The organism is Peptoniphilus sp. SGI.035, from assembly GCF_050315115.1.
Classification (GTDB): Bacteria; Bacillota; Clostridia; order Tissierellales; family Peptoniphilaceae; genus Peptoniphilus_A.
On record NZ_JBNPOJ010000004.1, the window covers coordinates 47,936 to 72,945 of the forward strand.

A 25,010-nucleotide genomic window follows, 5' to 3' on the forward strand; every position below is an offset into this window, starting at 1 on the left:
GGTACATATCATTTTTCCATTACCTTTTTAAAATAAACTTTGAATAATTTTACTTCCTGCTATTATAGTTCCAATTGATGAACCAAGATTAGCTAGTATTACAACTAATAATGCCTTTAAAAATTTATTATTAAGCCAACTTTTTATATTAAAAATATCATCAGGAATATTATTTACATCTTCCACCGTTGGCTTTTTAAGGCTTGCTTCCGCAAGACCAGCAAACCATCCACATGCTAACATTGGATTTATTGATGTAAAGGGAGCTGCCACAAAAGCTGTAATCACACTAAGTGGATGAGGAAGACAAAGAGCTGTAAAAACAGCAGCAAGTATTGAATTAAATAAAAACCATGACTTAATTTGCTCAATACCTGTATCCATATTTTGTTTAAACCCAAATGCAATTAAAAGAACTATTAAAATTGGAATTAACCAAGGAACAACCTTCCCCATAAAAGATTTCGGAGGAATTTTATCAAGTTCATTAATATCTTGTTTTTTAAAAACTTCTTCTTCAACACCAAGTGTATGTGCAGCACCAAGTATTGCAATAACTTTTTTACCAGGTGCATTTTTAATATTGTATGCTAAATACTTATCTCTTTCATGTAAAAGAGTTGCGGCAATTTGAGGATAATCTTTCCCCATATCTTCAATTGCAAGTTCTAAATTATCCCTTTCTATTAACCTTTGCAAATCCTCTTCGGACACATCTTCATCTTCATCCATTGCCATTAAAGAGAAAAATAATTTAATTTTTTCAAAAAATCCCATTTTTCTCCAAATACGCATAAAAGTAGTTTGAATACTTCTATCTGCTAAAACTAAATTAATGCCAAGCTCTTCTGAAGCTTTCATTCCTTCAATCATTTCTTGACCTGGTTTTGTTTTTAGCTTTTTTGCAATATTTTTTTGGTATGATGAAAGGATTAAATTAGCAATTAAGAGTGTAACCTTCTTTTGTTTAATTATATCTATAATATTTGTATTTTTCCAAGCATCAGGATCCTTTAAATTTTTATACCTTTGCTCATCCAGTTCAATGCATATTGAATCTGGTTTTTCTTTTTTAATAGTTTCTCTAACTAATTCAGCACTTTCTTGAGATACGTGAGCTGTTGGTATTAAAATTATCTCCTTACCATTGTAATCTATTCTAATTAATTTATCCTTCATTTTTCTCCTAAACTTAAGAGTCATTCTCTTTCTTCTGTCAAAGTATAAGTTTCGCCATTTACTCTATTATAATAAGTAATAGTGAGTTTTTTGTCTTCATTTTTTTCACTCATAATAGTTTTATCAAAAACTTTTAAATTCCTAATTCCATTTTCTGTAACAATTTTAAAGTTATCTAGATAATTCACAGATGAATTTAAAATATCTATGCAAAAAGCATTTAATAATTTAAAATTATTTTCTTGTTCATCTTTTTCGTTATTGATGGCATTTATACCTATATTCTTTTCAGCACTCAATGTTTTTATATTTTCATTTTCGCCAAAAATATTTTCATAAATAGAAAAAAATTCTTCTTCCTCTTTTAATATATTTTCTTTTTCTTCGTTTAATTGTGAAAATTTTGAGCTGTCATTTAATAAAATAGATTTCAGCATATAATTATTTCCATTTTTTAAATAATCAATAATGCCTAAATTTTCATAAGCTTTAAGATTGTGTTTTGCTATACTTCTATTTAAATCATAATTATAATATGAATTTAAAATAAACTGAATCATGAGTAAGTTAGATTTAATATCATCTTCTGTTATATCATCTTTAATAAAATTTCCCTTTAAGGACTTATAATCATAAAGTTTTTTGTTTTCAATATTATAAAACTCATTAAAATTATTTTTGCGAAAAGAAATCATTGAATCTAATATTTCTTTATTCATATTATTAATTTCTAAAGTTTTATTTTTTATAATGTCAAATTTATTTATTTCATTATTTATAACTTCAAGTTTTGATTTCTTGTTATTACTCTCTTGACTTAAGTCCTTGAACTTTTCTTCCGCTTTAGCTTTTTTATCCAACAACAAAGAATTTGTTCTTGAAAGATTAAAGTATGATGACCCAGTAGCTTTTAAATTAGAAAATCCCAAAAAAGATAAAATTATAGAAAAAATGATGAAAATGACTGATAACACAATATTTTTACTTTTGTTCATTTTTACCACTCTTTTCTAATGCCTTTAAAATTCCAAGATTTCTATAATAATTAGAAACTTTTTCTTGAACAAATTTATTCAAATAAACTAGGTTTTCAGAATTTAATTTTCCAGTCTTATAGCCCTTTCTCTCAATTTCCCTATAAATATTTAATAAATTATTCATATCTGAATAGATTTCACTAATAGAAGATGTCTCATTATTTATGTAGGAATAAATACTAGAACTATATATTGATGTGTAAAAAACCAGTACATTTAGCTCTTTAGAATTTTTATTTAGTCCTAAAATAGTTTTAACAAAACCACTAGAATTTTCCACTAAGTCTTTTATATTAAGCTCATTATAAATATTCTCGTGTTTGTCTAAATTTGAGTTACTAGAAAGTTCTAAAAAGTCACTTACAGATTTATCATAGCCTTCTTTTTTGTAAATATCTGAATCAAAATAATCTCTATAAGCAATAAGTCTTTCCTTTATTTCGGAAATTATTTCTTTATTTTTATTTAAATAATCTTCTTTTAATCTATTAATTTCTTCAGATTTATTTGATTCAAATTGATATCCATATTTTTCATAAAATTCCTGTGACTTTAAATTAAATTCAATTTCTAGTGCATCAATATTCTCACTGATGTCCTTAGATTTATTTTCAATAGAATTTATTTGCTCTTCAATTTTTTTATTCTCAATATTTAACTCAGTAGAATATTTTTTGTTTGCAAATGAGTATATTAAAAATATCAAAGATAAAATAAAAACTATAACTGAAAAAATATAAAATATTTTATACCAGTCTTTACTAAACATTTCTCACCTACATTTTTTCGAGGAAAATATCACCCTTGTTTGCTTTTTGAAATTTTTTATCTATTCCCTTTATAATGAAATGGGAAATAATTAAAGATATTATTCCCATAATAAGTGACATTAGCTCAATATTTTTCATAAACATTTTGCTCATTAAATAATAAGAAATTGTAATTGTAGACATAAATAAAATTAAAGGAAGTCCATATACTAAAAATTTATATGAAAGTACAGATCTATCCCTAGTTTTAATTTTTACAACATCACCAATATTAGCAGATAATGTGTTTGGAAATTCAAAAAGTTCGCTTTCTGATTCAGCACATTTTGCACTACAAGACTCACAACTTTCTCCGCAAGCACTTTCTCTAGTAAATTCCACAAAAATTTTATTGTTATTCTTTGCTCTAACAATTCCAATACTTTCCATTATATCACCTTTTTTTATTTTTCTTCTTCTAATACCTTTATATGAACTTCTTCAAGTTGTTTTTCTGTAAGTGATGTTGGCGCACCAGTTAATAAGCAAGTAGCTGCTTGAGTTTTTGGAAAAGCTATTACGTCTCTTATGCTGTTAGCTTTTGTAAATAACATTACAAGTCTATCCAAACCATAAGCAAGTCCTCCATGTGGTGGTGCTCCATATTTAAAAGCTTCCAATAAGAATCCAAATTTTTCATCTGCTTCTTCATCAGAAAGTCCTAAAGCTTCAAACATCTTCTTTTGAACTTCTGGATCATTTATTCTAATGCTCCCTCCTCCCATTTCATCACCGTTAATTACAATATCATAGGCCTTAGCTCTTGCGTTTTCTTTGTCCGTGGTTAATTTATCAAGATCTTCGTCCATTGGACTAGTAAATGGATGGTGCATAGCAACATATCTTTGTTCTTCTTCATCATATTCAAAAAGTGGAAATTCCGTTATCCATGTTAGTTTAAAATCATTTTCGTCTATAATATCCATATCTCTAGCAATTTTATTTCGAAGATTTCCAAGTCCGCTATAAACAACTGAATTTTTATCCGCTAAAATTAAAATTAAATCACCTTTTTTGGCATCAAAAGCCTTAATAATTTCATTCATTTTATCTTCTGATAAAAATTTTGCAACTGGAGATTCAATTTCATCCTCAACTCTAATCCATGATAATCCCATTGCCTTAAAATCCTTAACAAAGGATTCTAGTTTTTTAACTTGCTTCTTTGAGTAAAACTCACTTCCACCGTCAACTTTTATGCCTCTAACGCTTTTTCCTCTTTCAGTGTTTCCTTCAAATACTTTAAACCCACAGTCTTTAACTATATCAGAAATGTTATGAAGTTCCATTCCAAATCTTAAGTCTGGTTTATCAACGCCAAATCTATCCATAGCTTCAGAATATTTCATTCTCTTAATTGGAAGTTCAATATCCTTATTTAAAATTTCTTTAAATAATCTTTGTAAAAATTTTTCGTTAATTTCCATTACGTCTTCTTCAGTTACAAAGCTAAGTTCCATATCAATTTGAGTAAATTCAGGTTGTCTATTTGCTCTTAAATCTTCATCTCTAAAACACTTTGTAATTTGAATATATCTATCAAATCCTGCAACCATTAAAAGTTGTTTCATAAGTTGTGGAGATTGAGGAAGTGCATAAAATTTGCCTGGATTGACTCTACTTGGCACTAAATAGTCCCTTGCTCCTTCAGGCGTAGGTTTAGTTAACATTGGAGTTTCGATTTCAATAAATCCATTCTCATAAAAAAAGTCACGAGTTACCTTATAAATTTTTGATCGAATCATTAGATTTTTTTGCATACTTGGTTTTCTTAAATCTAAAGTTCTATACTTTAATCTCATGTTTTCAGATACATTGTCGTTGTCCTTAACATAGATTGGCGGAACTTCAGACTCACTTAGAATTTTAAGTTCACTTGCAAGAACTTCAACTCTTCCTGTTTCAAGTTCTTCATTTATTGAAGATCTCATTCTAACTTTACCCTTAATAGCAATTACAAACTCACCGCGAAGATGAGATGCCTTTTCTAAAAGATCATCACCAGATGTGTCATCAAATACTATTTGAGCAATTCCACTTCTATCTCTAAGGTCTACAAAAATAATTGAGCCAAGGGATCTTTGTTTTGCAACCCAACCCATTAATGTGACTTCATTTGAAATCATTTCTTCTGAAATCTCATTACAATAATTACTTCTTTTGAGATTTCCCATTTTTTCAGCCATATTTCCTCCTAAAAATTAAACTCCAAGCCTCAAATGGTTTGGAGCTTATTCGTTAACACTATAAAACGATTAGCGATCTATTTAATTAAATGTTTCTCATAATTTTCTAATTTAATTATAAAACAAGGTCTTTGAAAATTCAACTTTAACAGATTCTGTTATCTATTCTATTAGAAAATCCCTCAATATCTCTAACTTTATTATCATATAATAGTTTTTCTTTTACAAACCTTGCCCCCTTATCCATTCCTTGACAGCCTGCAAGTAAAAGTACATCCCCACTTTTTAATAAATCTATTGAATTATTTATACCTTCTTCTAGAGTTTCATAAATTTTACAATTAATATTATTTTCTTTTAAAATTGACTTAAAAATATTTAATTCGTCTTCTGTAACTTTATCTTTTTTCTTTACAGTATCTCTAGATAAAGTTGCAGATAAATTTCTTGGCTTTAAAATTTTAATCCACTTAACTAATCTTTCTGTAATTTCTCTATTAACTTCTACTCCTCTATTTCCCCTTATTGCATATAATATGTTTAAATCATTGTATTTCATCACTTTAAGGGTTTCCATAGTAGCGTCAATGTTTTTTTCATTTGCAAAATGATCGTCTAAAATCTTAAAATCTTCATCGAAAATTAACTCAAATCTTCTTTCTACGCCTTTAAAATTTTTAAGAGCCTCTTTAATTACATTACTATCAATTTTTAGACATAATGCTACAATAATAGCAACTACAGAGTTCATTACTGAAGAATAACCAACAGAACCGAGTTCAATAGAAATACTAGATTTTTTTATTGTAAAACCTTTTAATTCTACATCTCTATTAATATTAAAAGTATATTTTCCCTTTCCTGTAGATAAATCTAAATCAGAAATTCCAAAATCAGAATTTTCATTTTCCAAAGAAAATGATAGTACTTTTGCTTTCGTTTTATCTTTTAAAGAATAGATCATTTCATCATCTGCATTTAAAATTGCAATAGCATCCTTCTTTGCATATCTAATGAGTCTTGATTTATAATGAAAATATTTTTCAAAACTTCCATGTTGATCTATGTGTTCTCTTCCAAGATTGTTAAAAGTAACAATATCAAAATCAATATTTTTATCTCTAAAAAGTTCTTGTGCTGACGATGAAACTTCCATTGTAACATCTGTAATGTTTTTATCTAGCATATCTCTTAAATAAGATTGAAGAATTAGGGATTCTGGTGTAGTAAGAACTGAAGGAATTTTTACATCTGCATATCTTGTTAAAACTGTTCCTATAATTGCAGTCTTTCTTTTGTCTTCTTTTAAGATAGAATCAACCATAAAAGCCGTAGTTGTCTTGCCGTTTGTTGCTGTAATTCCAATCACTTTAATTTTCTTTGATGGATTTTCATAAAAATTTGTTGCCATGTCTGCCAATGCAATTCTAGAATTTTGGACCTTTATTTGATTTATATCAACATCAACAAAGTCTTCCACTACAGCAATTTCTGCACCTAGCTCCTTTGCTTTTTTAATAAATTTGTGTCCATCTGTTATATATCCCTTTATTGCAACAAAAATAGCACCTTCTACTACATCATCCGTATGAAAGGCTATTCTCTTTACTTCTTTATTTTCATCTATTTTAAAATTTGCATCAACAATATTTATATTTTTAAAAATTTTGCTTAATTTCAAAATTTATCTCCTTGTTAAATATTCTTCAAGATTTTTAGAATTTAGATTTCTGTTAAATTTTCCCTTTGAATCTAAAATTTTTGTGCTGGCTCCAAGTCCAAAACCGATTATATTTTCAAGCTCCTCCATCATTACAATATTGTAAATTGAGGAATAACCTTTTTTTGCATATCCAACATTTTCTGAACTGATAACGGATTTTTTCTGCCTATATAGATAATAAGGCTCATAACCTGAATTTAACATAAGAGTTTTAGATTTTTTCAAGAGATCGCTGTAATCTTCTCTATTAATATAACTATTTTCAAAAAGTTTTGAACCGTTTTTTAGTGCCAAAGTGTGCAGTGTAATATTTTCTGGAGAAAATTCTATTGCTTTTTTTATAGAATTTAATATACTTTCTTTACTTTCACCAGGTAATCCCATAATTAAATCCATATTTATAACATCAAAACCAATTTTCTTAGCATTATCAAACCAATACCTAATATTTTCATTTGAAGTTCTATTCAATTTACTTATTACACTTTCGTTAAAAGTTTGTGGATTTAAAGAAATTCGATTAACTCCATTATTCTTTAACATTTCTAAAATTTCAACGTTAAGGCTGTCAATTCTTCCACACTCAACTGTAAATTCCTTTGTATTTTTAAATTTTTTTAAAATAGCATCAATAATTTTCTCTAGATTATTAAGTCCAATTGACGTTGGGGTCCCTCCTCCAATATAAATTGAATTTGGATAATTTAAAAAATTTAATTCGTAGTTTTTTATATCTTCAATTAAGTTTTTTGTGTATAAATTTATCTTTTCCTTGTTCTCAATAGTTGTGTCAAAGGAACAATAAAGACATCTGCTTGGACAAAAAGGTATGTGAACATAGACATTATAATTTTTTATACTTGAATTATTTCTGATTTTTTCTTGATTCTTATACACTCTATATAAAAAATTTGTATCTTCTATACTTATTCTATATTTATCAAATAAAATTTTTTTTGAATTTTCATATGAATTACTTTCAAATACTTTTGAAATAAGCTTTAATGGTCTTACACCAGTTAAAATTCCAAAGCTACTATCAAAATCTTTATAATTTGAGAATAAATCAAATAAAAATCTCTTTATAATAAAGTGTGGATTTTCCTTCTTTATTATTAATTCTTCACTTTTTTTAATTCCACTTCCAAGAATTTCAATATTAATAATCTTGCCTTCGACTTTTATTTTTAAATCAATATCTAGTTCTTTATAATCCTTTGGAAGTTTCATCCTAAAAAATTCAAAAATCGACTTTTTTAGACCTTCGTTTTCATTTTCAATTGTAATCATAAACTTCTCAAATAATGATTGGATGCTTTTTCATAACCCATTTGTGATTCTGGACCATGACCTGATAATACATAAATTTCATCATCAAGTTCCCTTAGTTTTTTTAAAGATTCAATCATAAGTGAATTGTCAGATTCAGGAAAATCTGTCCTTCCAATGGATCCGTTAAACAACGTATCCCCTGCAAACAAATAATTTTTAAAAAGATAGCATACTGAACCAATTGTATGTCCAGGAGTTGCAATAACTTTTATTGTATCATCAGAAAAAGGAATTTCGTCCCCATCTTCTACAAATACATCTACATCTGAAGCTTCAATTTGAAGTCCAAAGGCTGATTCTCGCACTTCTCTTGGATTTTCTAAAAAGTTTTTGTCATTTTTATTTAAATATACTGGTGCATTAAATTTTTTCACCAATTGAGCCACTGCCCCTACATGGTCAAAGTGACCATGAGTAAGCAATATATATTTTATTTTCAAATCATTTTTTTCAATTGCCTCAATGATATTTTCGCTTGATCCGCCAGGATCAACTACAAATGCGCTTTTATTTTCGTCAAAAAGAATAAAACAATTTTCCTGCAATTCTCCGACAACTAATTTAATAATTTTATATTCCATAATTCACCTAAAATTCCTTACTAGAATCCAATAAAATTGTAACAGGACCATCGTTAATGAGTTCTACGTCCATATTTGCACCATATTCTCCATGAGAAACTTTTACATTCATCTTTTTAAGTTCATCAATAAACTTTTTGTACAAAACAATTCCATCATCAAATTTAGCAGAACGAACATAACTAGGTCTGTTCCCCTTTCTAACATCTCCATATAAAGTAAATTGACTAACTACAAGAATTTCTAATCCATAGTCAAGTAAAGATTTATTCATCACACCATCTTCATCGTCAAAAACTCTAAGCTTAATCACCTTTTTTAAAATATAGTCTAGATCTTTTTCGTCATCATTGACTTCTATTCCAAGGAGTACCATTAGCCCCTTGTCTATTTTTGAAACAATTTCTCCATCAACAGATACGCTAGAACTCTTTACTCTTTGAACTACTGCTCGCATTTAATCACGCCTTTACTCTATATACCTCGAGAACATTATTTATTCTCTTTAATTTTTCCATCAATCTTTCAAGTTCTTCACTATCAGTAATCTCAACTGTTATGTCAATTACAGCATCTCCACTTTTTACAACTTTAGCATTTAAATAAGAAATGCTTAATTTTGAATCATTTACTCTATTAGCAATATCTCCAATTACATTTGGTTTGTCAAAGGCTCTTATCTCAATAGATGCACTGTAACTTGTGGCATTACTACTTTGCCATTTAACTTCAACAAGTCTTGATGGATCAATATTGTTTTGCATATTTTTGCAGTCTTTCCTATGGACAGATATGCCTCTTCCAATAGTGATATATCCTATTATGTCATCTCCGGGAACTGGTGTACAACATTTTGCAATTCTTACATTAACACCGTCGACGCCCTTAACTTCGATTCCCTGGCTATTGTACCTCTTCTTTAGTTGAACAATTTGTTCAACATCTTTTGCATCTTTTTTATAAAATTTATTATAAATATCAATAAGTTTAGCAGTTACTTGTGCTGTTGTAATAGTACCAAACCCAACTGCTGCATACATTTCATCAAGACTTAACATATTTAGCTTATCTCTAACTTGATCTAGCCAGTCATCACGCAAAATCTTGTGAACCTCATAACCCTGTTTCTTTACTTCTCTTTCAATAGCCTCTCTTCCTCTTTCAATGTTCTTTTCTTTGTCCTTAGCTTTAAAATATTGAGAGATTTTTTTGCGTGCTTGTGGACTTTTTACAATTTTTAGCCAATCAAGAGAAGGACTTGTGTTAGGATTTGTAATTACTTCGACTATGTTGCCACTTTGAAGCGTATAATTTAATGGCACAATTCTTCCATTTACCTTTGCCCCAACACAAGTATTACCTACTTGAGAGTGAATTCTATATGCAAAATCGATAGGAGTAGAACCTTCTGGTAAATTTATTACATCTCCTCTTGGAGTAAATACGAAAACTTCATCGGCAAAAAAGTCGATCTTTAAAGTGTCCATAAAATCTCCAGGGTCATTTAAATCTTTTTGCCACTCTAAAAGTTGTCTTAACCAAGTTAAATTTTCGTCGAAAGCAGTTTCTTTTGAAACACCGGCCTTATACTTCCAGTGAGCAGCAATACCATATTCGGCAGTCTGATGCATTTCATAAGTTCTAATTTGAACTTCAAAAGTTTCTCCACTATTGTCAATTACAGTTGTGTGAAGAGATTGGTATTTGTTAGGTTTGGGCATTGCAATATAATCTTTAAATCTTCCTGGAATCGGTTTAAAAAGTGTATGAACTACTCCAAGTGCACCGTAACAATCTTTTACTGAATTAGTTAAGATTCTAACTGCAGATAAATCATAAATTTCATCAAAAACCTTTCCTTTTTTCTTCATTTTTTTATAAATAGAATAAAAATTCTTAGGTCTTCCATTAATTTCACATTTAATTCCAACTTTTGCCAAATTTTCTTTTAAAATAGAAATAATATGATTTATAAGATCTTCTCTTTCATTTCTTCTTTTATTTACCATTTCAACAAGTTCATAATAGCCTTGCTCGTCCAGATATCTCAAAGATAAATCTTCAAGTTCCCACTTAATTCTACTCATACCAAGTCTATCGGCAATAGGTGCATAAATCTCAACAGTTTCTTTTGCCTTTTCAATCTTTTTGGCATCAGTCATATATTCAAGAGTCCTCATGTTATGAAGTCTATCTGCAAGCTTAACTATTATTACTCTAATGTCCTGCGCCATAGCAAGAACCATTTTTCTAATATTTTCGGCTTGCTTTTCTTCCTTGTTTTTATAATTTAATTTTTTTAACTTTGTAACACCGTCAACTAAATCTGCAACTTCTTGACCAAATTCATTTTTAACATCTTCTAGAGTAACATCAGTATCCTCTACAACATCATGGAGGAGTCCTGCTACAATAGTTGATGTATCCATATTCATATCAGCAAGTATCAAACTTACATTAAGTGGATGAATAATATAGTCTTCTCCAGAATTTCTTTTTTGACCTCTATGATGCTCTTCAGCCATTTTATAAGCCTTAACTATCATATCAAAATCGGCGTTTTCATTATAAGATTTTACTTTTTGAATTAATTTATCAATTAACATTATTTTCACCTGTAATTCTATAGTTATTTATTTTTAATTGAATTGATACATTTCCATTAAATTTATTCAAATCTAAATTAAAAACTATATCTATAAAAATATTTGATGGTCTACCTTGAAGTAGCGCCATTACTTCTTCCCTTCCGTAAAATTTTGCAAGATTATTTAAAAATATTTTATAATCTTCAAATAAAGTTGCCGTATAATTTATATTATCTTGAAAAAGTTTCATCTTTAAAAAGTTTTTATTTTTCCCTAATATATTAAGATTGCTAATTTTTAAGTTCTTAGCACCAAATTTTGGAGCAGAGTTTCCATTTCCAAAGGGCGCAAGTCTTTCAATTTCTTTGACTAAATTCATGCTAATATATTTTAATTCCAAATTTCCGTCTATATAAACTTTTCTAATTAAATCTTCTTTAGTTAGGGTTTCCTTTTCATCTACATCTTTAATAAATTCATCTAAGTTTTTAAGAGGAAGTGACATGCCGCAAGCCATTTTATGTCCGCCAAAAGTAACTAAAAATCCTTTAGATTTTGAAAATTCTTGGAACATATTGTATTCTTCAATACTTCTTCCAGATCCTTTTATTAGGTCTTTGGAATTGCTTAGTACAACTGTGGGTCTATAGTATTTTTCTTTTATCTTTCCTGCAACAATTCCTAGAATAGATTCATTAAGTCCCTCTTCGTATAATATAAGAACCTTGTGTTTATCTAAAAGATTTTCTCTCACTATTTTTTCATCAATTACAACAAAGGCTTCAGTTGTAAGCTTTTGTCTTTCATAATTAAGTTCACGTAGCTTTCTTGCCTTTTCAAGAGCCAAATCATAGTCACTTTCAAGTAATAATTCTAAAGCATCTTTTGCTGAATCAAGTCTTCCACTAGAATTTATAGTTGGACCTATTATAAATCCTAGATGATATACATCTATATCCTTTTTATTTATATTAGAAACCTCTATTAGTGCGTTAAGACCAATGTGTTTAGTATTTCTCAAACATTTCAAACCCTCTGATACAATTATTCTATTTTCATTTTTAAGTGGCATTACATCGCAAACTGTTGCTATGGCAGCGAAAGGCAAAAAACTTTCGTAAAATTCATCTTTGTCCACGCCTTTAATTAAAAATAAATATTCAATTAATTTAAAAGCAACTACTGCTCCACAAATTTCAGCAAAGGGATAATTGCAAGAATTTTGTTTTGGATTAATAACTGCATTAGCTTCTGGAATTAATTCTATATCTTTATCATTTTCAAATTTTTTTGGGACTTCGTGATGATCAGTTATAATAATATCAATTCCCTTAGATTTTGCATAAAAAACTGCATCTCTTGCAGCAATTCCATTGTCACAAGTAATGATAAGATTTACGCCATCATTAAAGGCTCTGTCAATTAAATTGTTATTAATTCCATAACCGTCCTCGACTCTATGAGGAATGTCATAAGACACATCAGCACCAATTCTATTAAGCCCTGAATACAAAATATAAGTTGAAGTAACGCCGTCTACATCGTAGTCACCAATAATTCTAACTTTGTTTTTCTTGGCAACATGACTTAAAATTAAATTGGATGCTTTAACCATATCCTTTAAAAGTATAGGTGAATATAAATTTGAAAGCAGGGGTTCCAAAAAACTTTGTATTTCTTCTTCAGTATTAATCTCTCTATTAATTAAAATTTTATATATAACATTATTGATGCCCAGTTTTTTATATTCGATTCCTGGATCCTTTTTATTTTTAATAAACCATCTTTCCATTTAATCACCACTTCATATAAATTTAATTATATCAAAAATTATCATTTAGGTAAAACTATTTGAATCATCTATATTAGATTATGCTTATTACTATAAATTTATGTGTTATAAGTTGATATATATTAAAACTCAGAACTATCTTAGTTTTATGAAAATAAAAAAGAACCCCGAAGGGTTCGCAAATTAAATTATTCTTCATTGGCTAAAACTGAAATTGCACACTCAATCCTTTTCTTTTCCATTGCACATCCAACTTTGTATGGTTTACTTATATCATTGTTGCTGTAATAAGCATTAGCGTGACATCCGCCTGAACAATAATATCTTGCCCAACAAGATGGACAATCTTCATTAGTATAAACATTTGAGTTTTTAAAAGTATCTCTAAGATCAGTATTTAAAATTCCATCGTCAACATTTCCTAGCAAAAATTCTTCTTCTCCAACAAATTGGTGACAAGGATAAATTTCTCCTTGAGGAGTAATTGCCACATATTCTGAACCAGCGCCACAACCAATAGTTCTCTTAACAATACAAGGTCCTTGTGATAAATCAATAATAAAGTGGAAGAAAGAAAAATCCTTATCTTTTTTTCTAATACCGATGTAATCTTTACTCATCTTTTCGTATTCACTTAATATTTTATCTAAATGTTCTTCTCTTATAGCATAGCTTTCTTTTTTGTCAGTAACTACTGGTTCAATAGATGTTTTTTTAAATCCATGAGAATAAAAATCCTTTAAATCTTCTGAGAAATCTAAATTCTCATTTGTAAATGTTCCTCTGATAAAGTAATCCTTATCTCCTCTTTTATCGATAAGCTCTTTAAATTTAGGAACTATTACATCATAGGAACCTTTACCATTTATAGTTGGACGCATTCTGTCGTTTACTTCTCTTCTTCCATCAATAGAAAGAACAACATTGTCCATATTTTCATTTATGAAATCTTCAATTTCTTTATTTAAAAGCATTCCATTAGTTGTAATGGTAAATCTGAAATGTTTTCCATGTTTTTTTTCTTCTTCTCTTCCATAAGCCACAAGTTTTTTTACTAAATCAAAATTCATAAGTGGTTCGCCACCGAAGAAGTCCACTTCAAGATTTTTTCTATTGCCAGAATTTTTTATTAAGAAATCCAAAGCTTTTTTACCAGTTTCAAAGGACATTAAACTTCTATCGCCCTTAAAATCACCCTGTGAAGCAAAACAATATTTACATCTTAAATTACAATCATGAGCCACATGAAGACATAAAGCCTTTACAACATTTTGCGGATTATATTTTGGAAGTTTAAAATGTTCGTCTTCAGAAAATAGAAGACCTTCCTTTACTAAATAATCTATTTCTTCATAGGCTTCTAAGGCATCTTGTTCCTTATAAATTCTTGAAAATTTTTCTATGACTTCATCTTTTGACATTTTTTCATAATCATCAATCATCTCATATACGATTTTTTCAACAACATGAACAGAACCACTTGCAATATCAAGCACTATGTATCTGTCGTTTAAATAAAATTTGTGAATTCTTTCTACCATCTTTACTCCTTTACCATTCCTTAACAAAATAAAAGCAAGGTTTCCCTTGCCTTAGTTTTCAGAATTTTCACATTTTTGATTTCCAACTGTGCAACTAGTTTTGCAAGCTGATTGACAAGATGTTTGACATTCACCACATCCGCCTTTTTCATAGGTTTTTTTAAGATTTTTATTTGTAAGTGTTTTTATATGTTTCATAATTTCTCCTATTCTTCTTCACTATCTTTAAGTTCTGAATTCTTTTTATAAGTGCCATTGATTCCCCACTTCATAATTTCAATTTTTGAATTATCTGATGAAGTTTCAATAACTAAGTAATCTTCCTTAATAAGGACAATTTTTCCAATTATTCCACCGATTGTTATTACTTTATCTCCAACTTTTAAATTTTCACGCATTTCATTTATTTCATTTGCTTTTTTCTTTTGCGGTCTTATCATGAAAAAATAAAAAATAACAAACATCAGTATTAAAGGAATAAAATTTAACATTGCTTTTTGCTCCATTATTAACCCCCTTCTTATAATATAATTAATAATTACATTATACATTTAATTGTATGACTTAACAAGAAATTATTTATAACCATACTTCTTGTAAAAATCATTTTTATACTCTAAAAAATAATCTCCCTTTATTGACTCTCTAATATTTTTCATCATATTTAATAAAAAATATAAATTGTGAATAGTTGCAAGCCTCATGCCAAGTATCTCATCTACATTAAATAAATGTCTAATATATGCCTTAGAAAAATTTCTACAAGTGTAGCAATCACAGTCTTTATCAAGTGCAGAAAAATCTTCTTTGTAAAGAGCATTTTTTATTGCAATTTTACCATTATGAGTAAGAACTGTTCCATTTCTCGCAATTCTAGTTGGGAGAACACAGTCAGCCATATCGACTCCTCTTTCAACTGCCTCAAATAAATAATCTGGGCTACCTACTCCCATTAAATATCTTGGCTTACTCTCTGGCATAAAATTAGTTGTGAAATCTAAAATATCATTCATAAGATCAATTGGCTCTCCAACGGATAAACCTCCAATAGAATATCCCTTAAAGTCAATATCAACCATTTCTCTAGCAGAAATTTCTCGTAGGTCTTTATACATTCCACCTTGAATTATTCCGAAAAGGGTTTGATTATCTATATTCTTATGATGCTCTTTGCACCTTTCTGCCCATCTAAGAGTTCTTCTCATAGAATTGTCTATATACTCATAACTTGCAGGATAGGGTGCACATTCATCAAATGCCATTATTATATCTGAACCTAAAATATTTTGAATGTCTATAGATTTTTCTGGAGATATAAACATTTTACTTCCATCGATATGACTTCTAAAATGAACCCCATCTTCAGTTATTTTTCTATTGTCTGAGAGAGAAAAAACTTGAAATCCACCAGAATCTGTAAGAATTGGTTTGTCCCAATTCATAAATTTATGAAGTCCACCAGCTTTTTCTATTATGTCAGTACCTGGTCTTAAAAATAAATGATAAGTATTTGAAAGAATTATCTGTGAACCAATTTCTTTTAACTCATCAGGAGTCATTGTCTTTACAGTTGCTCTCGTACCTACTGGCATAAATATTGGAGTCTCAATTTCTCCGTGATTAGTTGTAATTTTACCAAGCCTTGCCTTTGAATCCTTGGCAGTTTTTAATAACTCAAATTTAAACATATTACCTACCTTATAAACATTGCATCGCCAAAGCTGAAAAATCTGTATCTTTCTTTCACCGCTTCTTTGTATGCTTTTAAAATAATTTCTCTTGTAGAAAGCGAAGACACTAACATTAAAAGAGTGGATTCTGGTAAGTGAAAATTTGTTATAAGAGCATCAACGCACTTAAACTTATATGGTGGATAAATAAATATATTTGTAAAACCACTTTTTTCATGAACCTTTCCACTTTCGTCGGCAATAGATTCTACAGTTCTTACACTTGTAGTACCAACAGCAATTACTCTATTCCCTCTTTTTTTTGCAGCGTTTATTTTTTCTGCAACTTCTTTAGTCATAATATAAAATTCAGAATGCATTTCATGTTCATCAATATTTTCAACCTTTACAGGTCTAAATGTTCCTAGACCTACATGAAGTGTAATGTAACAAATTTCTACTTTTTTGTCCTTAACTTTTTGAAGAAGTTCCTTTGTAAAATGAAGTCCTGCAGTTGGTGCTGCGGCTGAACCTTCTTCTCTCGCATATACAGTTTGGTATCTATCTTTGTCTTTTAGTTTTTCAGTAATATAGGGAGGAAGGGGCATTTCACCAAGCTCATCTAAAATTTCTTCAAAAACTCCATCATATTGAAACTTTAAAAATCTAGATCCATCATGAGAAATGTCAACTACTTCTGCGGACAGTTTATCGCTAAAAATTATTTTAGTTCCAATTTGTGCTTTTTTTCCAGGTTTAGATAAACATTCCCATATATCTCCCTTTCTGTTTAAAAGTAGAAATTCAATTTTTTCCTCTTTATTTTCTCTATGTCCATAAATTCTTGCAGGCATTACCTTTGTGTCATTTAATACTAAAACATCCCCTTCATTAAGATAATCAATTATGTCATAAAAATGTTTGTGTTCCATTTCTCCAGTTTTTTTGTCTAAAACAAGAAGTCTCGAATGATCTCTTTTTTCAGTAGGATGTTGTGCTATTAATTCCTTTGGTAAGTCGTAATAAAAATCTTTTGTTTTCATTTTTGCCTTTCTATTATTTTATCTTTTCAATATTTGTGCCAGGGAAATAAAATTCAATAATATCCTTATAATTATTGCCCTTTTTTGCCATTTCTACAGCACCATATTGGCTCATGCCAACACCATGACCATATCCATTTCCCTTTACAATTATTTTGCCATTATCACAATTAATATCAAATAATGTTGATTTAATTATTGTATTTCCTATTTTATTTCGAAAATCATTGGCCTTTAATGTAATATTTCCTTTAGATGTATTAAACGTAATATTTTTAACCCTATTAGAACTTGTTGAATCTAAGTTAACTCCCAATATATCAGTTAAATCTAATTTTTTTAAATCACTATCTTTTATAGTATACTCCCATGTATAAACTGAATAGGGATCTTCTTTTGATATCAAGTATGGTACAAAATTTCCGCCCCAAGCTTCTGATGACGAAACTGTATATCCACCCGATGATGCACAAAAAATTGTTTCAGCAATTTTCCCATCGTATTTAATTACTTCTCCTAATGTGCTTTCTACAGCTTTATCCGTTGATTTTTCTTCAACATCTTTTCCGTAATAAACTTGAGAATTTGTAGTATCGTCGAGATTATATCCTTTTTTTATATATTTGTTGAAATTATTTATTGCAAAGGACCTTGAGCAAAGAGCCTGTGCCTTTAATGATTCCATTGGAAATTCTGGACTCATTTCCTTAGGAATTACTCCTCTTAAATAATCGTCAATATTTACATTGTTCACAACATCTAATTTTCCATTATTAACTCTAAATGAAATTGCTCCTCTATAATTTCTTTTTATTTTATCTACATATATTGGAGAATCAGAACCTATTAAGAAAGCTCCATCTTGAGGAAAATTTGCTAGTTTAAAATTATTTCCCTTTAAATTAATATTTTTCCCATCAAACATTATGTCAATTTCTTTATTATTTGTCTTATTTATAACTTGGTCATCTGAAGTAATAATAAATAAATTACTTTTAGATTTTAGCTTTAAATTTTCCTTTTCATTTACAGATTTCCCAATTTTAATATCAATTTTATCATAACTATCCTTAGCAAAAATGTTAATTGGTAATAACATAAATATTATGGCTAACAATAAAATTTTTTTCATTTTAATCACCCTTATATTCTATTCCAAAATGGTCGTAAGCCCTTTTTGTAGCAACCCTTCCTCTAGGAGTTCTAATAATAAAACCAATTTGCATTAAATATGGTTCATATACATCTTCTACTGTTCCCTTATCTTCCCCAATAGCAGCCGAAATAGCATCAATTCCAACAGGTCGTCCATAAAATTTTTCAATCATTGTAAGAATTATTCTTCTGTCAATATTATCTAACCCATATTTATCGATTTCTAAAAGATTCAAACCTTTCATAGCCACCTTTGTGGTTATTACCCCTTCCTCTTTTACTTCGGCATAATCTCTTACTCTTTTTAAAAGTCTATTAGCTATTCTTGGAGTTCCACGAGATCTTTTAGCTATTTCCATAGCTCCCTCTTTTTCAATTGGAATATTTAAGATTTTTGCAGATCTCATAATAATTTCTACTAAAGATTTTGTATCGTATAAATCTAACTTTAGCATTACTCCAAATCTATCCCTAAGTGGAGAAGTTAGCATCCCTGCTCTTGTAGTTGCTCCTATTAGTGTAAAAGGTGCAAGATCAAGTCTAATTGATCTAGCTGAAGGTCCCTTTCCTATAATTATGTCCAGAGCATGATCTTCCATTGCAGGATAAAGAATTTCCTCAACAGATTTATTTAATCTGTGAATTTCATCAATAAATAGTACATCGTCATTATTTAAATTTGTAAGAATGCTGGCAAGATCGCCTTGTTTTTCTATTGCAGGCCCCGACGTAACTTTTAAGTTAACGCCCATTTCATTTGCTATAATACCAGCGAGAGTGGTTTTTCCAAGTCCAGGTGGTCCACTTAGTAAAGTGTGATCAAGAGGCTCAGATCTATTTTTGGCAGCTTCTATAAAAATTTTTAAATTATCTACAATTTTTTCCTGACCAATGTATTCGCTTAACCACTTAGGTCTAAGGCTAATTTCTTTTGTATCTCCATCTATAAAAGCTGGTTCAACTAATCTATTTTTATCCATAATATCAACCCATTAATTTCAATGCTTCTCTTATTCTATCAGATATATCTAATGATATATCAATCTTTTCAAGAACTTTTTTTGCGTCATATACATTATAACCTAATGAGATAAGTGCCTCAACTGCTGGATCATCATTTTCATCAAATGTATTAACATATTCCGTTTCAAAATTTAAATCTAAATTTAATTTTTCAACTTTATCCTTTAATTCTAAAATTATTCTCTGTGCTGTTTTTTTTCCAACACCAGGAAGCTTCATAAGAGCTTTGTCATCCTTTGATATAATATACTTTGCGATATTTGATGCGTCATCTCCATCTAAAATCCCCATGGCAAGTTTTGGACCAATTCCTGTTACTGTGGTCAAAAGATCAAAAGCATCTCTTGTTTCACTATCTTTAAATCCATATAAAACTGCAGCATCTTCTCTTAAGATAAGTCTAATATTTATAAAAACTTCTTCATTTTTATAAAATGTATGAAGTTCTCTTGAAATCATGTTAATTATATAACCGATACCATTAGCTTCAAGAACTAAATATCCCCTATCTGTTGAGTGTACTTTACCCTTTAAAAATTCTATCATTATATCATCCTAAAACTTTCTTTAAACTTAATTGAACTTCCGTGAGTTATTGCAACTGCAAGTGCATCGGCTACATCGTCAGGCTTTGGAATTTCACTTAAATTTAAAATAATCTTAACCATTTCTTGTACCTGTGTTTTCGTAGCTCTACCATATCCTACAAGAGCTTGTTTAACTTGCAAGGGAGTGTATTCATACAAACCAGCACCGCTCTTTTTTGCTGACAAAACTTCAACTCCACGAGCTTGAGCAACTGTAATTGCAGTCTTGACGTTTTTATTAAAAAACAGTTCTTCAAAAGCAATATCAATAGGCTTATATTTTTCTATTAATTCATTCATTTCTTCATAAATTAAATTTAGTCTATCTGCAAGTGGAACCTTGGACATTGTAGTAATGGCACCATAATCTATAACTTTATATGAATTTCCTTTTAATTCTAAAAAACCATATCCAACTATTGCTATTCCAGGGTCAATACCCATTATTATCAAATTATCACCACTTTAAAAAGGATAGTATAAAACTATCCTTATTTGTATCTCTTTAAAACTCTATCGTTAACTCCATCCCAAAAACCATTCCTAAAAATCCTAAATCCATCTATGTAAAGAAACTTAGAAATTTTATTGTTTAGAGTAATAATTTCAGAATCAGTCAAATATGAATCTACTTCCCTAATTTTAACATCGTCGTTTTCACTTTTGAAAGAAAGTTGTAAATCAAGATGATCATTTATACTATTTATTTTTTCATTAAGCAACTTTTTCTTAACGTCTGAAAGTGTATTTTTTATAAAAATCCTAATTTGCTTATCTTTTCTAATTTCTTTAAAAATCAACTTTTTAAAAGACAAAACTTCCTCATTTTGAAATTCATATTGAAAAAGTTTTTTTCTATTATAAAGTTCATCAATAGTTAGATACTTCAATGTAATTATTTCGAGTATATTAATATGTTTTTTGGAATTAAATCCAAGCCTATAAGCTTCTAAATATAAATAAAGCTCTAATCTATTGATATCATCGTGTATTAGACTAGAAAGGTTCTGTGCAATAAGTTCTATTCCTTCCTTTTGCCTATAGATTTTAATTATATCTTTTCTCAAATTTTCAAGAGTAACATATCTTGGATATATGTTTTCGATTGACTCATAAACATTGTATAAATTAAGCAAAATATTTATGCTATCCAAATCACCCTTGTATAAGAAGTTTGCAATTAGGTATTTTTTTATATCTTTAAAGGCAACACTTTTAATAGGTTTCTGAATTAATTTTTGTGCCAAGTCCATAAAAAAATCCTCCGGTATCATATAAAAATATTATACTACATATACCGAAGGATTTGTATCCAATTTGTAAATTTCTTAAAATTATAATAATTTTATTTTATTTTCTCTACAATAATTTAAATTACTTTCGTCCCAAACTCCAACTTGTACTTCTCCAATATGGCTTTTTTCAAGAAAAAACATACAAATTCTTGATTGACCAATACCTCCACCAATTGTATATGGAAGATTTGCCTTTAAAATGTCTTGGTGATATTTTAAGTTTAATCTGTCTGTTGTATTTGCGAGTTCACATTGACTTTTTAGAGAATTTTCATCTACACGAATTCCCATGCTAGAAACTTCAAGAGAATTATCTAAAACTTCATCCCAAAATAAGATATCTCCATTAAGCTTCCAATCATCGTAATCTGGGCTTCTAAGATCATGAGGTTCTCCAGAATTCAAGTTTCCTCCAATTCCCATGATGAAAACTGCTCCCTTGTCTTTACAAATTAATTTTTCTCTTTCCTTAGGATTTTTCCCTGGATATAAATCTTCTAACTCTTGTGATGTTATAAAAAATATTTCTTCAGGTAACTTTTTAGAAAGTATATATGGATAAGTTTGATTAATATATTCTTCTGTTCTCTTAAAAACCGAAAAAATTTCTTTAACAGTTAAATAAAGATACTCTTTATTTCTGTCACTTTTATCAATGATTTTTTCCCAGTCCCATTGATCTACATAAGATGAGTGAATTTCATCAAGTTCTTCTTCTGCTCTTATGGCATTCATATCTGCATAAATACCTTCATACTTATTGAAATTATATTCTTTTAAAGCGTTTCTCTTCCATTTTGCCAGAGATTGAACGATCTCTACATTTATGCCATAGTGTTTCAAGCGAAAATCCACTGCTTTTTCTCCATTTAAGTTATCATTAAGTCCTGTTTCAGGTCTAACAAAAAGAGGTGCAGAAACCCTTTGTAAATTTAAAGTATTTGCTAAATCCCTTTGAAAGTAATCTTTTACTGACTTAATTGCTATTTGTGTTTCTCTAAGGTCTAATTTTGTAGCACTAGAATTATTTCTCATCTTTTTCCTCCATAACTATAAAAATTCTTTCACTCTATCGAATGAAAGAATTTTACTTCTTAAATAAATTGTATATCAAATTCCCCACTATATTCAAGTATTGATTCAATAACAAGAATAGAAATATTTGTTGACAAATTTAAAGCAAAATTTAAATCATTATCAAAACTGTGGTTTGAATTCTTATACTCATTAATTACATTAACTAAATACTTTTTAATTTTTTTATCAAGACTTAAATCTAAATCTTCAAAAATTCTTATGTTTTCTAAAGAAATTACTTCCTTATAATTTTCTTCTAAATACTTACTTTCTCGAGCATATAAAGCTAGATCTTGTTCATACCTAATATGTTTTCTTAGATTTTCAACAAAAGTCATTCTGTAAGCGTGAGGATAACATACAAAATCGCAAAGATAATGCATAATTATGCCCAACTTTTTACTAATATAATTAATAAATAATTTACTTTCATTGCCCTCAGAATAAGAATATCTAGAAAAATAAATAAGTCTACTTATCTCCCTTGCTATATAATCTCCTGATTCATCAAAATAATGTCTCTTTGTCTTATAGTAAGGTAAAACATCTGGAGCAATTGAACCCCAAAGCAATTTATCTAAATTTAAGTTGATACTATATTTATCTTTTATTCTATCGTGGACTATTTTTGCCACAATCTTATGTGTATCTGGTAAAATTTTAAACACATCCTAATAAAATTATATTTTAATACTATTCAATTTTATACTTAAAAAACTAAATTGTCAATTTCAGTTTGTCTTTTCTAATTCTTTAGAAATTACATCCCAAATATTTTTAGTCTCAAATCCAAGTCTCCAACTTCCAACTCCAGCTAAATTATATTTATTTACAAGAGAAACTTTTTTCTCAATTGAATTTGCATCTTCAATCCAAATTTTATAAGTTGAACCATTTTCTTGATATTCAACATAATTTTGTTGTGAATCTTTGTCCCAAATTGGTTTTAAATTCTTAGAAACAATAATATTTGAAACTTCAGACATAGAAACTGTTTTTGATGTAACTTTTCCATTAGAGTCTTTCCATAATCTTGTATAAAGTGGAACACCTAAAATCATTTTTTTATTAGGAACACTTCTAAATAGTACATTTATACTTCCTTCAACCCACTTATATTGAGCAACTGAACCTGCTTCTTCTGATGAACCCCAATGTTGATCATAAGCCATAACTACTATATAATCAGAAATTTCTGCTAGAGCCTTTCTATCATAAGGTTCTTTAGTAACATCAGAAGAAATTTGCGGAGTCACATCAACTGTCAAGATAAAATCTTCTCCAGCACTTTCTCTAAACTCTTTTACAAAAGCAGTTATATTATCTCTGTCTTCATTTCTCGTATGCTCAAAATCAATGTTTATACCCTTCATATTATACTTTCTACAAAGTTCTAAAGTTTTATCTACGATTTTCTTGCGAGTTTCCTTATTAGACAAAGCTTCATGAGTAATATCTGGGTCAAAAGAATTATCCAAATAAGCCCAAACTTTTATTCCTAAATCATTATATTTTTTTATATAATTTAGGTTTCCCCTATCTATCATATCGCCATTTCCATTTCTAATGGAAAACCAAGTAGGGATAATTACATCAAGACCATTAATTCCAACTATTTGATTAACTTTTTCATCAGAATGTTCTGCATAGGTATAATCCCATGTTAAATTAATTGGACTTTTAGATTTGTTTTTTGTTGCAGATGCTAAAGTGAACTTTTCAAAATTTTCATCAACACCATCTTTTAAAACATAGCCTGCATATCCTTCAAGCATTCTAACTTTATAGTATTTGCCTTTTTCGCCATATACATATAAATTTTCACCCTGAGGAAGTTTTTTGATAATTGGACTTCTACGAGAACTATCTTCTCTCAAAAGAGTTTCTTTTGTAGTCTTAGTTAAATCGTATTCTTTATCTCTATAATCTAAAAGCAAAAGTCTAATATCTTTATTATATCTTAGGCTTACATTGTAATCGTATATAAATGCTTCGATTGGAAGCATAATCTTCCCATTTTTTTCAATAACTGGCGCTCTTAGATCTATTGTTCCACTATTGAATTTTGCATTATATTCATTTAACTTTAAAATTTTATTTGCATGTTCATTTTTTATTTTTACTTCTCCAGTTGATTTATCATAAAAAATATTTTCATCTAAATATTCTTTTATGTAATCAAGAGATAAATAAATCATGCCATCTTCTATGCAAAAATCTTCTTTGTCAATGTCTTTATCTTCTGTTATAAAGTTAAATTTATCGTATTTAGTTGAAATTTTAGTAGTTCCTCTATTTTCAACAAATAAAAATGCACCTGCCGCCAAAATAATAATCAAAAAAATTCCCAAAAAAATCTTTTTCATTTATATCACCTCTTTAATTTATTTGC

The 25,010-nt window shown here is 28.7% G+C and carries 24 protein-coding genes; all 24 read right to left on the reverse strand.

Going from position 1 to position 25,010, the window contains the following annotated elements; genetic code table 11:
* Positions 1-27 precede the first annotated feature (27 nt).
* Positions 28-1,179, reverse strand: coding sequence for a TraB/GumN family protein (locus ACQRC6_RS03170; RefSeq protein WP_427847709.1), 1,152 nt, complete (start codon positions 1,177-1,179; stop codon positions 28-30).
* Between the two features lie 20 nt (positions 1,180-1,199).
* Positions 1,200-2,174, reverse strand: a complete 975-nt coding sequence (locus tag ACQRC6_RS03175; RefSeq protein ID WP_427847710.1) for a hypothetical protein — start codon at positions 2,172-2,174, stop codon at positions 1,200-1,202.
* The gene (locus tag ACQRC6_RS03180; RefSeq protein WP_427847711.1) at positions 2,161-2,985 is read right to left on the reverse strand and encodes a hypothetical protein; all 825 of its coding nucleotides are present in this window, start codon (positions 2,983-2,985) and stop codon (positions 2,161-2,163) included. Before ACQRC6_RS03180 ends, ACQRC6_RS03175 begins: the two co-directional genes overlap by 14 nt.
* Before the next feature lie 7 nt (positions 2,986-2,992).
* Positions 2,993-3,415 carry a SoxR reducing system RseC family protein gene (locus tag ACQRC6_RS03185; RefSeq protein ID WP_427847712.1) on the reverse strand — a complete coding sequence of 141 codons (423 nt, stop codon included), beginning with the start codon at positions 3,413-3,415 and terminating at the stop codon, positions 2,993-2,995.
* 14 nt (positions 3,416-3,429) lie between these two features.
* Positions 3,430-5,211, reverse strand: coding sequence for an aspartate--tRNA ligase (gene aspS / locus ACQRC6_RS03190; protein WP_427847713.1), 1,782 nt, complete (start codon positions 5,209-5,211; stop codon positions 3,430-3,432).
* A 145-nt stretch (positions 5,212-5,356) separates the two neighbouring features.
* A complete protein-coding gene (locus ACQRC6_RS03195; RefSeq protein WP_427847714.1) occupies positions 5,357-6,892 on the reverse strand; it encodes a Mur ligase family protein in 1,536 nt (511 codons plus the stop codon).
* Between the two features lie 3 nt (positions 6,893-6,895).
* On the reverse strand, positions 6,896-8,224 hold the full coding sequence (gene hemZ, locus ACQRC6_RS03200) for a coproporphyrinogen dehydrogenase HemZ (RefSeq protein WP_427847715.1): 1,329 nt from the start codon (positions 8,222-8,224) through the stop codon (positions 6,896-6,898).
* Entirely contained in the window at positions 8,221-8,847 is a 627-nt protein-coding gene (locus ACQRC6_RS03205; RefSeq protein ID WP_320850360.1) for an MBL fold metallo-hydrolase, read from the reverse strand. The genes hemZ and ACQRC6_RS03205 overlap by 4 nt, the downstream gene beginning before the upstream one ends.
* A gap of 7 nt (positions 8,848-8,854) precedes the next feature.
* Positions 8,855-9,304 (reverse strand): D-aminoacyl-tRNA deacylase, encoded by a 450-nt coding sequence (gene dtd, locus ACQRC6_RS03210; protein ID WP_427847716.1) that lies wholly within the window; start codon positions 9,302-9,304, stop codon positions 8,855-8,857.
* A gap of 4 nt (positions 9,305-9,308) precedes the next feature.
* On the reverse strand, positions 9,309-11,453 hold the full coding sequence (locus tag ACQRC6_RS03215) for a RelA/SpoT family protein (RefSeq protein WP_427847717.1): 2,145 nt from the start codon (positions 11,451-11,453) through the stop codon (positions 9,309-9,311).
* Positions 11,443-13,227 (reverse strand): single-stranded-DNA-specific exonuclease RecJ, encoded by a 1,785-nt coding sequence (gene recJ / locus ACQRC6_RS03220; RefSeq protein WP_427847718.1) that lies wholly within the window; start codon positions 13,225-13,227, stop codon positions 11,443-11,445. The genes ACQRC6_RS03215 and recJ overlap by 11 nt, the downstream gene beginning before the upstream one ends.
* A gap of 188 nt (positions 13,228-13,415) precedes the next feature.
* Positions 13,416-14,768 (reverse strand): thioether cross-link-forming SCIFF peptide maturase, encoded by a 1,353-nt coding sequence (scfB, locus tag ACQRC6_RS03225; RefSeq protein WP_427847719.1) that lies wholly within the window; start codon positions 14,766-14,768, stop codon positions 13,416-13,418.
* Between the two features lie 51 nt (positions 14,769-14,819).
* The gene (scfA, locus tag ACQRC6_RS03230; RefSeq protein ID WP_010242317.1) at positions 14,820-14,966 is read right to left on the reverse strand and encodes a six-cysteine ranthipeptide SCIFF; all 147 of its coding nucleotides are present in this window, start codon (positions 14,964-14,966) and stop codon (positions 14,820-14,822) included.
* A gap of 8 nt (positions 14,967-14,974) precedes the next feature.
* Positions 14,975-15,274, reverse strand: coding sequence for a preprotein translocase subunit YajC (yajC, locus tag ACQRC6_RS03235; RefSeq protein WP_427847720.1), 300 nt, complete (start codon positions 15,272-15,274; stop codon positions 14,975-14,977).
* Between the two features lie 69 nt (positions 15,275-15,343).
* Positions 15,344-16,456, reverse strand: coding sequence for a tRNA guanosine(34) transglycosylase Tgt (gene tgt, locus ACQRC6_RS03240; protein ID WP_427847721.1), 1,113 nt, complete (start codon positions 16,454-16,456; stop codon positions 15,344-15,346).
* A gap of 5 nt (positions 16,457-16,461) precedes the next feature.
* The gene (gene queA / locus ACQRC6_RS03245) at positions 16,462-17,481 is read right to left on the reverse strand and encodes a tRNA preQ1(34) S-adenosylmethionine ribosyltransferase-isomerase QueA (RefSeq protein ID WP_427847722.1); all 1,020 of its coding nucleotides are present in this window, start codon (positions 17,479-17,481) and stop codon (positions 16,462-16,464) included.
* A gap of 13 nt (positions 17,482-17,494) precedes the next feature.
* On the reverse strand, positions 17,495-18,613 hold the full coding sequence (locus tag ACQRC6_RS03250; protein ID WP_427847723.1) for a SpoIID/LytB domain-containing protein: 1,119 nt from the start codon (positions 18,611-18,613) through the stop codon (positions 17,495-17,497).
* 1 nt (position 18,614) lies between these two features.
* The gene (gene ruvB, locus ACQRC6_RS03255; protein ID WP_293559020.1) at positions 18,615-19,616 is read right to left on the reverse strand and encodes a Holliday junction branch migration DNA helicase RuvB; all 1,002 of its coding nucleotides are present in this window, start codon (positions 19,614-19,616) and stop codon (positions 18,615-18,617) included.
* A gap of 4 nt (positions 19,617-19,620) precedes the next feature.
* Positions 19,621-20,205: a Holliday junction branch migration protein RuvA gene (gene ruvA, locus ACQRC6_RS03260; protein WP_293559022.1), complete on the reverse strand. Its 585-nt coding sequence runs from the start codon at positions 20,203-20,205 to the stop codon at positions 19,621-19,623.
* Positions 20,205-20,699 carry a crossover junction endodeoxyribonuclease RuvC gene (gene ruvC / locus ACQRC6_RS03265; RefSeq protein ID WP_293559024.1) on the reverse strand — a complete coding sequence of 165 codons (495 nt, stop codon included), beginning with the start codon at positions 20,697-20,699 and terminating at the stop codon, positions 20,205-20,207. Before ruvC ends, ruvA begins: the two co-directional genes overlap by 1 nt.
* Positions 20,700-20,737: 38 nt before the next feature.
* Positions 20,738-21,499: a hypothetical protein gene (locus ACQRC6_RS03270; RefSeq protein WP_293559026.1), complete on the reverse strand. Its 762-nt coding sequence runs from the start codon at positions 21,497-21,499 to the stop codon at positions 20,738-20,740.
* An 81-nt stretch (positions 21,500-21,580) separates the two neighbouring features.
* Complete coding sequence (asnA, locus tag ACQRC6_RS03275) at positions 21,581-22,576, reverse strand: aspartate--ammonia ligase (protein WP_427847724.1); 996 nt, start codon at positions 22,574-22,576, stop codon at positions 21,581-21,583.
* A 59-nt stretch (positions 22,577-22,635) separates the two neighbouring features.
* Entirely contained in the window at positions 22,636-23,286 is a 651-nt protein-coding gene (locus ACQRC6_RS03280; RefSeq protein ID WP_427847725.1) for a zinc dependent phospholipase C family protein, read from the reverse strand.
* Between the two features lie 63 nt (positions 23,287-23,349).
* Positions 23,350-24,984: a glycosyl hydrolase family 18 protein gene (locus ACQRC6_RS03285; protein ID WP_427847726.1), complete on the reverse strand. Its 1,635-nt coding sequence runs from the start codon at positions 24,982-24,984 to the stop codon at positions 23,350-23,352.
* Between the last annotated feature and the right edge of the window lie 26 nt (positions 24,985-25,010).